Origin of the sequence: Pseudomonas sp. RA_15y_Pfl1_P11 (assembly GCF_963970975.1) — a bacterium.
Lineage (GTDB): Bacteria > Pseudomonadota > Gammaproteobacteria > Pseudomonadales > Pseudomonadaceae > Aquipseudomonas > Aquipseudomonas tritici.
In genome coordinates this window covers 63818-78494 of the sequence record NZ_CAXAOY010000007.1, presented here as the reverse complement: position 1 = coordinate 78494, position 14677 = coordinate 63818, and the positions used below count along the sequence as shown (strand labels likewise).

The window sequence follows — 14677 nt, the reverse complement described above, 5'->3', positions numbered from 1 at the left end:
CAGCTCCTTATTCGGCCAGGGCGATCGGCCCGATTTCGTCGAACACATCACCCGGCCCTGGGTTCTCCGGATGAGTACTGCCGCCGAAGTGGGTCATGATGCCCCATACCGCGTTCAATGAGGTTTGCACTGCGCCTTCGACCCAGGCCGGGGTCCAGGAAACGTCGTCACCTGCGATAAAAATCCCACGTTGCTCGGCGGGCATGTCCTTCTGCATGAAGTGCGCATACATACGCTGGTTATAGCGATAGTGGCCGGGCAGTGCACCTTTGAAGGCACCGAGGAAATGCGGGTCGGCTTCCCAGGACACCGTGATCGGGTCGCCGATGATGCGCGCCTTGATGTCGACTTTCGGGTAGATCTTGTTCAGCGCGTCGAGGGCCAGTTTCACGCGTTTATCGATGGGCTGCGGCAGCATCTTCAGTGCATCGCTCATCCACGAGTAAGACAGGCAAATCACCCCCGGCTTATCGTCACCATTGTCGAACAGATAAGTGCCACGGGTCAGGCGATCCGTGAGGGTCATGCTCATCAGGTCGCGGCCGGTTTCCGGGTCTTTGTCTTTCCAGAACGGGCGGTCAACCATCACGAACGTTTTTGATGACTGCATGTAGCGGGTGCGGTCCAGGGCCATCCACATCTTTTGCGAGAACAGGGTTTCGTCGCATTCGATCTGGGTGGTCAGCAGCCAGCTTTGGCAGGTGGTCAGCACGGCGGCGTATTCGCGGGTGTCGCCGTAGTTGTCGGTGACGGCAAAGCGGCCGTCGGCGGCATGGGCGATGCGTTTCACCCCGGCCCGCGGCGCACCACGGTGCAACGAACTGAGGCTAGTGCCGGCCGGCCAGTGGGCGCAACGCTCCGGCACATGGCGCCAAATGCCCATCGGCACCTGGGCCACGCCGCCGACGACCAAGTGTTGGTGATCGTCGCAGTTGGTCATCACCACGCGGAAGATTTCCAACATCGAGTTGGGGAAGTCCGAATCCCAGCCGCCAGTGCCGAAACCGACCTGGCCGAATACTTCGCGATGGTGAAACGACAACTTGGCGAAAGCCTTCGACGTGGCAACGAAGTCGTAGAAGGTGCGGTCGTCCCACAGTGGCACCAGCTTATTCCACAGCTCTTTGAGGCGTGGCACGTCACGGTCGCGGATGGCTTGCTGGATATCGCCGAACTGCGAGCCGGCTTCCAAGGCGTCGGCCCAGGCGTCGGCGACTTCTTGAAACAGCGCAGGAAGATCGGACAGTTTTTGTGCGTAGTGAGTCTGGCCTTCCAGGTCAATCACCGTGCTGCCGGAGGCTGGCGTCAGCGGGTTGGGGAAGGGTTTGGTTTCCAGGCCGAGTTTGTCCACGTAGTGGTAGAACGCGGTGGACGACACCGGGAAGCGCATGCCACCCAGCTCGGCGATGATGCCTTCGGCGCCTTCGAAGGCTTGGGAGCGCAGGCGGCCGCCCATTTTCGAAGCTTCATACACCACCGGCTTGAGACCCAGTTTCATCAGCTCGTAGGCGGCAACCAGGCCCGCGATCCCTGCACCGACGATCGCCACTTCGGCGCCATGGTTGGCGACGGGAATGCTGCCCAGGCCGGCCGGGTGCTCGATCCAATCATCAAAGGCAAACGGAAAATCCGGGCCAAAGATGGTGATGGGTTTTTTACCGTCTGCAGGGTGGCGATTGGTCTTGCTGATGGTGCTGGACGGAATGCTCATGGTTGACCTTACTGGCGACTGGGCGGACGTGACCCGCTGAGTATAGGAAAAGATGGCAGCCAGTTTAGGGAGCGTAGCGTTCGTTAATAAGACGCAAAGTGTCGTCGGATTGGACTGTTTTTAGTCGTAATGACGAAGTTGGTGGTCAAATTGGCTGCCCGCGATCCAATTTGTTACTCAAGATGATTGAGGTCGTGGTTTTCTCCACGCCGTCCACACTGCCTATTTGGTCGAGTAATTGGTCCAACTGCTCCGGCGAGTCAGTGCGCAGCCAGGCCACGTAATCGAACTCTCCACTGACCGCGCACAACTGTTGCACCTGCGCCATGGCACTCAGTCTGCGCAATACTTCTTTACCCGAGCGTGCCTGCACGGTGATGCCCACATACGCCTGCAAACCACCGTCCACCACCCGCTGGCCGAGACGCACACCATAACCGGTGATCACCTGGGTTTTCTCCAGGCGCGCCAGGCGTGAGGTCACCGTGGTGCGCGCGATGCCCAACTGCCGGGCAAGCATGGCCACGCTTTCGCGGGCGTTGATTTGCAGGGCGGCTATTAGTTGGCGGTCGATTTCATCTAGGGCAGGCAAGGGGTGCTCCGGTATGGGCGGCGATGGGGAGCATATTACAGGCTTCCAGACACACAAAAGCCGCGCATTGCGCGGCTTTTAAGTTTGGTGGGCCCAGTAGGACTCGAACCTACGACCAAGACATTATGAGTTGCTGGGCGAACTGGTATGCCTAGAGAAAGCGTTCTTAGGTGAACGTAGGTTGGCATGGCTGGATGCCCCGTATTACTTGGTGTTGAGCGTAATTCAGAGTGAGTGGCTCAAGCTGAGTGCTGTCGCGTGGTTGTACGGTTTTTACGGCCTTTGAGTTTCGCAATTCGCCTCGCAGCTCCAAACCACGTTCCATTCACAGATCGAGAAGCAAAACGCGGCTTGGCCTGGGGCATGCCTATAGTCTGACTTTAAAGGTTGGCGATTGCGGTGACCTTTCATGTGCGCTATATCCGTGCTGTTTAGGATCAGAATTAGGACGCGCCCGCTGAGTTCGCGAGGCTGGTCAATGTGGTATTACACATTTACGACTGCGCCTGGCCTGCGTTACAGCCGCCATTCATCATTTAGCAGTGATTTTGGCGGCATCTAACCTACGTTAGGCGTTACCAGTATGTTCAAAGTAACCCCCAATCCGCCGGCAAGGTCCAACGCTAAGATCATCGATCAACGCGCTGTTGATCGACTGTTATCCCATCTGATTTGGGTCAGAGACGGCACCGAGAAATCGTGCCGGGGCTTCAGTCCCCCTCCGTGAACCGCCGCCGCGTCAGGAATAGCACCACGCCCAGCGGCACGGCCAGCAGTGCTAGCAGCTCCAGGTCAAAGCCCAGCACCTGCTGCTCACCAACCTTGAAGATGCTGACCAAGCCCGTTGCCAGTAGGGCCAAACCCAGCCACTTGCGCAGCGGGTATGGTTTCAGAAACTGAACGAGGATCGCGCCCAGCACCAGAAGGACGACAGTTTGCATGATGTAGGGCATGTGCACTTCCTCAGACCTTGATGACCAGCGTCACGACAGAGCGCTGTGGGCCAATCCCGCCATGGACCTCTCCCTCGATGCTGACCAGCACGTCACCTGCATGCAGGTTCGGCAGGGCCCCTTTGAGGTACCAGTTGACACCTGTCGTCACCACTGCACCTGAAGCCCAGCCAATGAGCGGCCCGCCCAACGCACCTACCTTGCCGGCAACGCCACCTGAGGCCGCAGCAATTCCCTTGGCGACGTTGCCCCGCATAGTGCTGATAGCATCGGCCTGCTGCCGGGTGAGGGGATTGGAAATGCAGACTTTCAGCAGGCATGGCAGGTTTCGAGCCTGCATTCGGTCGTACATATCGACGACCATGCCGTTAACTTGGTAATGGGCGCGTTTCGCTTCGCCAAAGTGCAACTCGCGCAGGCGACCTCGGTCGCTTTCCATGAGGGTGATTTGAGACAGATTGAAGACGATCCCTTCCGCGGACCTGTACTGCGTGGTCTTCTCAAACTTCATGCGCGTATCCATTCGTGCAAAAAGACGATGATTTTCTACACGCGGTGACTAAGATGCAAATGGTCTTTGATGTAAGGCCCCGGGGAATTTGACGTCTGCACGGGCCTCATCGCCAGCAAGCCAACTCCCCGTTAATAACACATCGAGCGCGTCGGTTTTGGAGACGTTAGGTGTGTTACGCCATACTTTCGCCAGTCACTACATGATGAATGGTGGCGACATCCTGACGCTGCAGCGTGTGCTTGGGCATTCGACCTTGGCCATGACTCAACAGTACGCGCACTTCAGCCCTGGACACATGGCAGAGGTCGTTTCGTTAAACCCTTAGCGGGCATTTTCGAGAAGGATCATGATGAAAAAGTGGCCGAGAATTCAGCCGTCGAAAAATGAGATTGGACAAATCTTGGGTGGAACCACTTTTTTGCACTGTTTCGGCTTGAGTTTTCCAAGCCCTAGAAGCGACGAAAGCCACGCGGTGCGTGGCTTTCAAAGTGGTGGGCCCAGTAGGACTCGAACCTACGACCAAGGGATTATGAGTTGCCTAGAAACGCCGTAAACCCTGCTAAATCAGTCGTAGTCTGACGTAGGTACAGTAATCTGAAAGTAGCGTGATTAGCGGGTTAAGCGTAAGTTAGCGAAATGGGTGAAAACTAAGGCCTGTACCGCTGGTGTACCTTTCTCTGTCGAAAGATATGGCGTCATGTTTGGCAGATGGGGAGCGACGTGTTCGGGCGTCTTGAGGAATTGTAGAGCTTGCCATCGCGCGCGTCCCAGTCGCTTATTTCTGGGTTGGGCATAGGGCCCAAGCGTGCTTAGGGCATGGCTTGCGGTGTGCTTACGCATGCCTGCATGCGTCTGGCGAAGGTGGGAGACTCAAGAGCAAATTCAATCTGAAAATAATGTAATGCCCCCGAGCTTGTCCCAGTTAACATATAGCAAAATGCCTGCAACGACCTGGGATGACCCGCGTTGTTAGAGATCGAAAGGGGAAGACGAGCTTGGCTCAAAAGGACGATTTACACTTTGATGTGAGCACTGGCCTCAAGCGGGTATTAGGTCGGGAACTCATCACGGATGACGAGGTTGCAATTTTTGAGCTCGTCAAAAACTCATTCGACGCGGGCGCAGACAGTGTACAGCTCCATTTCAGCGACGACAGTATCATCATCGCGGACAACGGCTCGGGTATGTCCTATGAAGATCTTACAGGCAAGTGGCTGTTCGTCGCCTATTCCGCTAAACGCAGTGATCGTCCGGAAGACGACTTCCGTAACGTAGCCGCTGAGCGCCGGCACTATGCTGGTAGCAAGGGTATAGGGCGTTTCTCGTCTGATCGGTTAGGAGAAGAGGTTGTCATACAAAGCCGACCCAAAGGAAAATCTAAGGTTGTCCATCGTCTGACGGTCGACTGGGGACTGTTCGAGAAGGATGCTAAGGAGCATTTCGAAAAAATCCCGGTCCGTTATTTAGAGCAGAGCTCATTCCACTTGCCAAGTGAGCTGAGCAAATTCGAGTCTACTGTCAGACATGGCACGGCAGTCACTATCAACCGGCTGAGGCGACCTTGGTCTCGGTCTCGAATTCTCAACCTAAAAGCGTCGTTAGCGAAGCTTATAAACCCCTTCGGTGAAGAAACTGACGGTTTTGGCATCCACATAACCGCCCCATCCGAGGATGAAGAGGACAAGAGGCTTATTGCCGCTCACTCCAAGGAAGGTGACGAGCCTCTTCCCAAAGATCTGGTCAACGGCCAGATCGGCAATTTCATTTTTGCAACCTTACAAGACAAAACTACCTTCATTCGGGTAAGTATTGAGGGCGATGAGCTGCATACCGCTCTTACTGACCGTGGCGAGGTTATCTACAAGATTGTGGAGCCAAATCCGTATCCTCACTTATCAACCGCAGATTTTAGATGTGAGATCTACTACCTCAATCAGTCAGCTAAAATAACTTTCGCTCGACGTGTTGGTCTTCCTTCAGTTCAGTTCGGATCGGTGTTTCTGTTTAGAAATAGTTTCCGCGTCTACCCAATCGGTGAGGATGGTGATGACTGGTTTGGGTTCGCCAGGCGCAAGCAGCAGGGCTATGCGCGCTTCTTGGGCACGCGCGAAATTATCGGCCGAGTAGATGTTTCTGGTGCCGATGAAGATTTTCAAGAGGCCTCCAGCCGCAACCAGGGGTTGATTGAGACGCCAGCGGTAGAGCAGCTGCAAAAGGCCGTAATGGAGCATTGCTTGAAGCGGCTGGAGAAGTATGTAGTTCCAGTCTCGTGGGTTGATAAGCCCGATGCGAATACCGATGATCTTTCTAGATTGATGACTGACCCTGGTCGAGCTCGCGTAACAGCTGCTGTAGCTAACCTCGTGGACAACGATAAGGTGCAGCTTATTGAGTACAGCAAGCGACTCGTAGATTTGATTAACGAGCGCTCCAGCGATTTCGAGACATCTTTGGTTGGTCTGCGTGCGATTGCGGAGAAAACCGGCGACCCGGACCTGCTTGATCGACTTGATTCGGCAGAGCGTCGTTTTGATGATTTAAAGAAGTCTGAGAACGACGCGCGACGTGTAGCTGATACTGCTTTGGCTGCGGCTGAAGCTGCGAACCGCCGCGCTGATACGGCAGAGGCTGAGGTAGAAACGGAGCGGCGTCGTGCCCACTTCCTTGAGTCTTTCGTCAACGTTGACTCGGCTACGATCCTTAACCTGCATCATCAGGTAACGATCTATGCTGTGGACATTGCTCAGCAGATTGAAAACTTTCTCACCGAAACTGCCGGGCAGACAATGGTGCCGCGTGAAACTGTTCTTAAAACGCTCGAACAAATGGCTTACCTTAATAAGAAAGTCATGTCGGTAACGAAGTTTGCAGCAAGAGCAAAATTCAAACTAGACTCCGAGAAGATCGAGACCGATATCGCTGAGTTTTTTTATGATTACATTGACCAAATTGCCCGTACAACAGGAAGCGTTAGGCTGCAGATAGTAGTTCAGAATCTTCATCCTGGTATGACGCGAAGGTTTAACCCCATAGACGTTTCGGTGATAGTTGATAACTTAATAAGTAATGCAAGAAGAGTCAGAGCGCCCTGTATTAAATTCGTTCTGTCACAACAGGATAAAAGTGGTCTCACGATCCATGTTAGTGATAACGGGCGTGGTCTGTCCGCTGGTACGAATCGCTCACGTATATTTGAAATGGGATATACAACCACCCAAGGGTCAGGCATCGGTTTGTATCATGTGCGGCAGGCGCTTGGCGAAATGGGTGGCAGCATTGAGCTCGACGATCAATTAGAAAAGGGTTTGGGCTTCGTCATCAAAATCGCCGCGAAAGGAAGAAAATCGTGAGACTGGATTTTAACGTGCTGTGGGTGGACGACCAGCCAGATGGCGTGGCCGCACAAATCAGGAGTATTAGGTCGAGAATGGCTGCAGAGGGTTTTGAATTCAAACCCTTGCAGTGCACGACGATTACCCAGATGGAACAGGCCATTTCCGATGACGTATTTACGGATGAGGTGGACCTAATTCTTGTGGACTGGGATCTTGGTGGCGGTGTCGTTGGTGAGGACGCAATCGATCGCATTCGACAGATTGTTCAGTATAAAGATGTGGTGTTTTACTCCGGTCAGGCTACTGTCGTAGAGCTGCGAGAGAAAGCCTTTCACAAGGAGCTTGAAGGCGTCTACTGCGCCGGTCGGGCTGAACTCGTTGAGGAGGTAGTTGGGGTCTTCGAGTCACTTATTAAGAAGGTTCTCGACCTTGATCATACTCGGGGCATCGTCATGGGAGCTACGAGTGATATAGACCATATGGTTAACACTTGTTTGACTCTAGCTCACGGCAAGCTCGATGACGCAGGCAAGGCTAGATTCATAGAGGGGGCGATGAAGCGGGTAGTGGAGCAGGTTGAGAACATTACGAGGCAAGGAGAGAAGCTGAAGGGAACACCTAGCGTCGAGGCCCTGTTCAAGACCCACATGCTTTTTACGTCTGATCATCGTCTTCGCATGCTGGCCAGTATTCTGGGGATGGAGGAATTCTCGGCCTATGCAGGCTCCGTAGCTACGGTTAAGGCGTATCGCGAGGGTGTTGTCCATGAGCGTAATACCCTCGGACATGCGGTTTTAGTCCCTCAAGGAAAGCCAGACACTGTAATTGACGATACTGGTAAAGCGATTGATATTGCGCAGATGCGAGAACTTCGCAAACTAATTTTAAGTCTGCGCACAGATTTCCGTGTTCTTCTGGACGCCATGCAGGCTTGAGACTAACTCTATTTCATTAAATACTGCCGCAGCAGTCTCTCTTGTCAGAAGATCTATCAACATCTCCCCAATCGCGCGCGCAGCAAGTGGCGGCACAGCGTTAGCCACTTGCGTGAAGCGGGGTACTTCCTGCTTGCGACGGTGACCACCTGAGGTGTACTTACCTTGAAATGAGTACCAATCCGGAAAACTTTGCAGCCGCGCGTTCTCTCTAACTGTTAGCGTGCGTGGCTCTGAGTAGTGAAGTAGGTCGTCAGGCATGCTTGTGATCGTCGGCGATGGGCGATCAGGGTCTAGGACCCGAAGAGCAAGCTTTTTTAGGCCAAAGCGAGCGCGCATTTCTGCACCGATGCTGACGTTTAGGCGACCTTCTGCATGGCTCAGCGCGATGATTTCCTTGAAGCGGGCTACGATGCTTTCGTTATGACGAGCTAAGCGCAGGTTGGTAGGGGCTTCGCACCCTGCATTCATCAGCTTTTGGTAATGGGTGAGCGGACCGGCATAGCGAGTCTCTTCAAAGCCTTTGCTCTCTGTCGATGGCTGGGTGCCTGCGTGAGCCGTCTCAAGATCGGAAATCGCCGAGCCGGATGATACCGGGGCTTTCAGGCGCAGTGAGCGCAGGAATGAGGGAAGGCTATTTTGTAAGTGTATGAAAGGATCAGGTACATTTAATTCTGAGCGGAAAGCGAGGACGAAGTAGCGTGTTCGCCTCTGCGGTACACCGAAGCACGAAAGGTCAATAAGCTGCTCATGGACCGTATAGGCGTTAGACAGTCGGGCTTTGAGTGCTTCCGAAAAATTCTTGATCTCCCCTTCTGCGTTAAAATCAAGCGTGAACCCTCGTACGTTCTCGATTAAGACCGCTTTGGGTTTTATGATGTCCACTAAATTTAGGTAAGAGTCAAAGAGTTGATTGCGTGGATCATCATGCTGACGCCTGCCTGCGCTAGAGAAACCTTGGCACGGAGGCCCGCCAACAAGGATATCGATCTCACCAGAAATCTCCTCAAGCTCTTCTCGGTAGTTGGTGAGAAGCTCGACGATGCCTAAGGGCTCTTCAGGGAGCCACTGCGGCCATGCGTATTGAAAGGGTGATCCTTCCGCTAGCAGGTTGGTCTGTAGTGTGGCAAAAGCGAACCTATCACGCTCTACAGCAAAACGGCCAGTCAAGCCCGCTTGCATCAACCCGAGAGACAGACCTCCGCAACCCGCGAATGCGTCAATAAAGGTCAGTGGCTTGGCAGGTGATCGTGGCATCGTTTTTTCAGATCTTTAGGAGTTATGGGTGCGTCTGAGCAATTATGCCTGACCCGAGGGGTTAGAGCCAGGTCGCAGAGTCTTGACGATAATTATGTCGGCGATTGAGGTCGGCTATCAGAGGTACTTTGTCCGCTCACCTACGCAGCGCTGGCGGACAGCTTGCCATTAGTCACATCTGTGTCAGGCCAGGGCCTCATCCATACTCCTGCAACCTTAACCGAACGAGTCTAGGAGCGGTTAGCTGAAGCGGATATCCCAGTACAGTACAGGGTTTAAGCTGCATTGAACTGGCTAGTCTCGAATATGGCCAAAAGCCCCATTCCCCCAATCCAATTTCCTGTTGCTTGATGACCATGGCGGGTTTAGCGATCAACAAGCTCACCTTGCTCATTGGAAGGGCGCGGGGGCTTGCTGGTGTCCGTCAGCAGAATGCTTAGCTAGGAGCACGCCTTTCCTGAATCCTAGGTGATCCTTCAGGGGGCGACTTCCTGGGAGTTCTTCATCACCCTCGATTCTCCGATACGCAAAGCGCTCCAAGTCATGACGATGCCAGGTGGAAATTATCCCCCTAAAGATCTCCAGGCATAATTGGCGCTCAAAGCGATGGCCACGGCAGAACTATGCAGAATTACTGGGAGTGATAGTCCCCCTGACTGAATGCGAGCGACTGCAAAAATCAATCCAAGAGATAGCATTAGCGCATGCGTTGGCCAGAAACTATAGCTTTTGAAGTGGGCATACATGAAAAAAACAGCTGACATGATCACTGCAGATATGGCTATGTAAATATTATTCTTAAAAGGTAAGACCCCAAGGATGAAATGCCTGAATATAATCTCCTCTACAATAGGCGGCAGTACTAACAGCGAGAGAATCATCAGTAAATACTGCAGCTCACTTTTGCCTAATCCAAGCCCTTGCATCGTCAGTTCTCTCCCAAAACCGAGGGAGATGGAAATACCAATACTCGCAGCGTAAGCGACTGTCACCGATGTTAGTCCGATGACTAAATGACGGCTCTTGATGGTGCCTAGTAAGCTTAAGTGTGGGTTGAGTCGCTTTTGCAGAAACAGCGTCATGACGAGTAAAGCTGCAGGTGGTCCATAGAGAATAGGGATGTCATAGGCAATCAGAGTGGTGTATGGAATATGTTCCATGAGCAGCTTAACGAGCTGCCGGTAAATCACGTAAACGGCAGCGCCTATGAGTAGCCACGGCATTAGTGCCAAGCCATGATCCCCCCAAAATAGGGGCCACGTTTTTGGTCTGGGTATTTCAGAGTCGTTCGTAGCTTGGTCTGCCATTGTCTTCACTTCTCGTAATGTTCAGATTTTCGCGCCCGCGAAAATGGGTGGTGTCACCGGTTTTTTCGCGGGCGCGAAAATCTATGGTTGCTGGTGAGATCCAGCGCGACAAGTCACCCTGGCTCTCACCAGCTCGTTTGGAAGCACATTGTTGAGTGTCCAAACGAGCCTAAGCACTATTTGCTCAATGCGCAGATGAGGTTTTGAACCGTCCATGATTTTCGCGCGCGAGAAAATGAAGAGACCCCGATGAAGTAGAAACAGCCCGGCGTTCTGTCACGGCTATCAATTTTTAGCCCCCGTCAGCGGGTTGTAGCCTTGGGCCGCGCATCTGGCTCTCGCCATGATGCTAGCCGTACATTCCCTTTGCTTCGCTTCTGCCACAGCCTCCGATTGACGTTTTGCCGCCGCTAGTAGGCGCTCGGAGTCTTGCTCTGCTCGGCGAGTAGCCTCAGCGGCTGAGCTGGCCTGGCGATCAGTGTCACGTTGGCGTTGAATAGACAGGCGCTGTAGTTTCTGTTGCTCGCGCTCTGCCTGCTGCTCTGCCTGTCGAGCGTCTCGCTCTACCTGACGTGCTTGATTCTGAGCGTCTAACTTTGCCTGTCGCTCCTGCATTTCTGCGTTTCTCTCCGCTTTACGGATCGCGCTGCTGAGCGTGTCAATCGGTGCTGCAGGCGTACGTATCGACTGCTGCCGCCCAGATGGCTGTTTATCGTAATCATCGGAAGCTTGCTCTGCCACTGCTGCTGGCCCTAGCGCCCCTGCCTTATCGCCGTTCAATTGCACATCTAGTCGATGGATCAGGTTCTCAGTCTGAGCCTGTAGCTTGAATCCCTCTTGTAGCACCGGCAGGGCATCGAGTACGCCATCTGACAAGCGCTGATAGTCGAACCGAGCGGGCTGCTTGACCTCAAGCGCGCTTAGAAATAATTTTCCCTCAACGCTCAGCGGCACCTGTTGCTTCGTAAGGTTTTTGAACGGTGATGTCTCGATGAGCTGCTGTGCCTGATCGTATTTTTCCTGTTGTGCCGCTGCTTTCTGAAGGACCTGTTCCGGGCTTGGCGCTTTGATACGCGACAGTTGCGCCTGAACGTTAGACGTCTGTTCGGTTGCAACTTCTCGCAGCCACTCAGGCTGGTCCGCTATCAAAACTTGCAGGCGAGAAAGTGCTGCCTCAGTGTGTTGCACCGATTGGGCGCTTAGCGCATTGATTGCTTCAAGGCGTTGAACGGCCTCGCCAGCTTTCATTGCGGGATATCGGTAGGCATACACGACTGCAACTAAAAGCAGAGCCAGTGCAAGGAGGGTGGCTGGAGAAGTGGACCCTGGCCAATACCAGCGACCCTCTGTTTCACGCATCACGGGCATACGGATTTCAGTAGTCATCATGCAGTACCCCCTGTTTTTTCGGATACAACCGGATTACGTCCCGACGTTGAATACGTCCACGATTGATGATTGCTATCGCAGTACCAGGGATGGCGAGCAACGTATCAATCTCATCAGGCTGGATAAGAGGCGATAGCTCTAGCTGTAGCGATGGACGCTGCGGTGCCTGAGTTGAATCATCCGGCACTACCATTCCATTCAGCCAGTTCATGGCCTTGGGAGTCCACTGACGGTGCCAAAGACCGATAGCGTAAGACAGACGTGGCGCGCCAAAGCGACTCTGTCGATTCAGAGTCGTCGATTGCATTGCTTGATCCGTACCGGAGTTAGCGTATAGGCCAAGGTCGCTTGCCGCGTCTGGTAGTCCTTGGAAGCTTTGTGTTGAGGCCTTCCACACATGGCCACCACGCTTGGAAACGTAATTGTTTGAATCGTCTGTACGGGGAGCTAAAGCAATGATGCTGGCCAGGTTACCGAGCATCTGAACCGCACCATCACGCTCCAGGCGTTTGTATAACCCGTCGACGTTTTGCGTTGCAAACATTAGGTACAAGCCCAGGCTGCGTGCTACAGGAACAGTCTCTAAGTCTGCTTTGGTCAATAGGTTCTGAACTTCGTCGGCTGCAAGTAACACGGGCCGGTGGCCCTCCAGATGTTGCCAATTGTCGCCGCGTTTTTTCACCGCGTCGTAGACTCGTCGCATGCATAGGGCCGAGATCGCAACCCCGCCAATACCATATTCCGATTCCGGTAACAGGAGTCCGATTTTCTGGCCGGTCATTACGCCCTCAACCCTGAAGTGGGTATCAGTTGTATTGACCCAAGGCCCCAGCTTTTCTTGAAGCAGGATGTTCCCCAACCAAGTCCTCAGCATGTTGCTGATGCAACCTGCAGTCTTCTCTGGGAAATCGGGATACTCCAACAACCAGTAGTGAGCGGCTGCGAGCAGGCGGCCGCTGTGGTCAATCTCGTTTGATATGGGGTCTAGCCAGTCCGCTCGCTCTTGATGGCTTGCCAGGCAAAACTGCTGGATCTGTGTCAGCGTATAGGGAAGATCGGGATGTGCTTCCACTAGGATTGCCGCCATACGCAGCATCAGGCGGGCAGAGTCCCGCCAGAAGGTATCTCCTTTCCCGTCGTCGCAAACGTCGGGCAAAACATCAGCCAGAGCATCTGGCGTCATCTCGTAGATAGGATTGAATGGGCCGTGATCCGGGCTGATGAGCGTGTAGCCGGCGATACCATGGAACTCAAGCGGCAGTGCACCCTTACCATCGAGCACCAGAAGACCTCCTAGATCGCCATCGATCCACTGTTTGGTGAGCGGACGAATGACCCCTGAAGTTTTGCCCGTGCCGCTAGCTCCTAGCACACCGACATGAGTAGCCAGATCTGTAACCGACAGGCCAAACGGTATACCCGCTTCTGTAGGTGCTAGCTGGTCACGTCGTTGCGCTAACAAGCCAGTACTGGTTCCGAGTTGGATGAAAGGAGAGCTGTCCGTTTTGGCGTTTTTGATCTGCTCATTCCGTGCTTCCTCCAAGTGCTGGAAATACGCGCGTCCGGCCTTGTCGATTAACAGCTCGGTACCGCTTTCACGCACGGCTTGATCAAGCAGCATTGCGCGAACCGTAAGAGGGGATTTGGCCGTGAAGGTAAGATAGATTGCGAAACCCCACATACCTAAAACGTATAGCCAATTAATCAGCTGAGCATCCAGGCGAACGAATGTGTCCAGATGTTCACGATAGGACGCCGAGAGTCCCACAAAAATCAGGGCTGGAATAATGACTATTTTGAGGACAAGGAGGAATACAGGCGGGTCCGTTTCCTTCTGCGCCGGTTGTGCTTTTTCCTGATCACGCGGAATCCAGAAGGCAACACGTTTCCACACCAAAAGGGCGAAATAATCCAACACCGCAAGCATGGGCGATGAGATTGCGAGAGCCGGAGTTAGCATTACCAAACCAACCATGAACAGCACCGCCTTCGTGGTCATCCATTCAGAGCGAACAGCGGAAAATTCTAGGTCGGTGGCTAGTACTTGTCCCGTGACAGACTGGCCGTGGGAGTCTGTCACCAAAAGCCGGGCGCGGTCTGCCAAATCGGGCGGAGTTCCTGGCTCCAAATCACGAATAACGCACCGGGAAATAATGCTTTTTACTGAGTCGATTTCATCCTGACGTACAGGTGTTCTTGGCAGGAGTATTTGAGCGATCAGAGGGCCAAATAGTGTTGCAGAACAACACAGCAAAACGCTAAGCCATACAGTGATCGTAAACGCCAGAGGGATGAGAGTGTCATTTGTTGTCGTTCCGGCTTTGTTCACTAAAACATAAGTTAAAAATAATCCGATGAGCATCAGCGCCGGAACAGCCAACCAAGTTCGTTTTGCCCAAATACGTTGCGCGAGGAAAACACCAATTTGAGACAGCGAAAGCCTCTGAGCCATTCTTTCGATATGATCATTTGATAGCCCGTCATGCTCAGTATCCGTTCCGCTGATCCAGTAAACTTGTGGATCTAGCACACCCTCATACTTGCGCCTGATGACAGTACGCATTCGTTCCTGTTCGTGATGTAGAAGCCAGTACTTTGTCTTTGACACAGGGTCATCAAAAAAACTATTTTTTGAAATGCTCATTATGATCGCCTATACAAGAAGTGATTAAGGTGCCGCTGGT

General features: G+C 53.3%; 10 protein-coding genes and 1 pseudogene. 3 read left to right on the top strand and 8 right to left on the bottom strand.

Annotated elements, in window-relative coordinates; translation table 11 throughout:
- Positions 1 to 7 precede the first annotated feature (7 nt).
- The 4 genes from AACY44_RS11095 to AACY44_RS11080 all read right to left on the bottom strand — a co-directional run bounded on the left by AACY44_RS11095 (position 8) and on the right by AACY44_RS11080 (position 3767).
- Positions 8 to 1690, bottom strand: coding sequence for a flavin monoamine oxidase family protein (locus tag AACY44_RS11095; RefSeq protein WP_339427693.1), 1683 nt, complete (start codon positions 1688 to 1690; stop codon positions 8 to 10).
- 166 nt (positions 1691 to 1856) lie between these two features.
- Positions 1857 to 2303 carry an Lrp/AsnC family transcriptional regulator gene (locus tag AACY44_RS11090; protein WP_010206997.1) on the bottom strand — a complete coding sequence of 149 codons (447 nt, stop codon included), beginning with the start codon at positions 2301 to 2303 and terminating at the stop codon, positions 1857 to 1859.
- Positions 2304 to 3013: 710 nt separating this feature from the next.
- The gene (locus tag AACY44_RS11085) at positions 3014 to 3256 is read right to left on the bottom strand and encodes a hypothetical protein (RefSeq protein WP_054594326.1); all 243 of its coding nucleotides are present in this window, start codon (positions 3254 to 3256) and stop codon (positions 3014 to 3016) included.
- Between the two features lie 10 nt (positions 3257 to 3266).
- Positions 3267 to 3767 carry a hypothetical protein gene (locus AACY44_RS11080; protein WP_339415392.1) on the bottom strand — a complete coding sequence of 167 codons (501 nt, stop codon included), beginning with the start codon at positions 3765 to 3767 and terminating at the stop codon, positions 3267 to 3269.
- A gap of 172 nt (positions 3768 to 3939) precedes the next feature.
- On the opposite strand from AACY44_RS11080, the pseudogene AACY44_RS11075 reads away from it, so the two are divergent.
- The 3 genes and pseudogenes from AACY44_RS11075 to AACY44_RS11065 all read left to right on the top strand — a co-directional run.
- A pseudogene (locus AACY44_RS11075) lies at positions 3940 to 4323 on the top strand (tyrosine-type recombinase/integrase); the annotation flags it as partial.
- A gap of 442 nt (positions 4324 to 4765) precedes the next feature.
- Positions 4766 to 7120, top strand: coding sequence for an ATP-binding protein (locus tag AACY44_RS11070; RefSeq protein WP_339530282.1), 2355 nt, complete (start codon positions 4766 to 4768; stop codon positions 7118 to 7120).
- Positions 7117 to 8040 carry a hypothetical protein gene (locus AACY44_RS11065; RefSeq protein WP_339530280.1) on the top strand — a complete coding sequence of 308 codons (924 nt, stop codon included), beginning with the start codon at positions 7117 to 7119 and terminating at the stop codon, positions 8038 to 8040. The genes AACY44_RS11070 and AACY44_RS11065 overlap by 4 nt, the downstream gene beginning before the upstream one ends.
- Here the strand turns inward: AACY44_RS11065 and AACY44_RS11060 are convergent.
- The 4 genes from AACY44_RS11060 to AACY44_RS11045 all read right to left on the bottom strand — a co-directional run bounded on the left by AACY44_RS11060 (position 7990) and on the right by AACY44_RS11045 (position 14637).
- Positions 7990 to 9297, bottom strand: a complete 1308-nt coding sequence (locus AACY44_RS11060; RefSeq protein WP_339530278.1) for a DNA cytosine methyltransferase — start codon at positions 9295 to 9297, stop codon at positions 7990 to 7992. The two genes, AACY44_RS11065 and AACY44_RS11060, sit on opposite strands and share 51 nt — an antisense overlap.
- Positions 9298 to 9860: 563 nt before the next feature.
- Positions 9861 to 10520, bottom strand: a complete 660-nt coding sequence (locus AACY44_RS11055) for a CPBP family intramembrane glutamic endopeptidase (protein ID WP_339530276.1) — start codon at positions 10518 to 10520, stop codon at positions 9861 to 9863.
- A 369-nt stretch (positions 10521 to 10889) separates the two neighbouring features.
- Positions 10890 to 11993 (bottom strand): hypothetical protein, encoded by a 1104-nt coding sequence (locus AACY44_RS11050; RefSeq protein ID WP_339530274.1) that lies wholly within the window; start codon positions 11991 to 11993, stop codon positions 10890 to 10892.
- Positions 11980 to 14637 (bottom strand): type IV secretory system conjugative DNA transfer family protein, encoded by a 2658-nt coding sequence (locus AACY44_RS11045; protein WP_339530272.1) that lies wholly within the window; start codon positions 14635 to 14637, stop codon positions 11980 to 11982. Before AACY44_RS11045 ends, AACY44_RS11050 begins: the two co-directional genes overlap by 14 nt.
- Between the last annotated feature and the right edge of the window lie 40 nt (positions 14638 to 14677).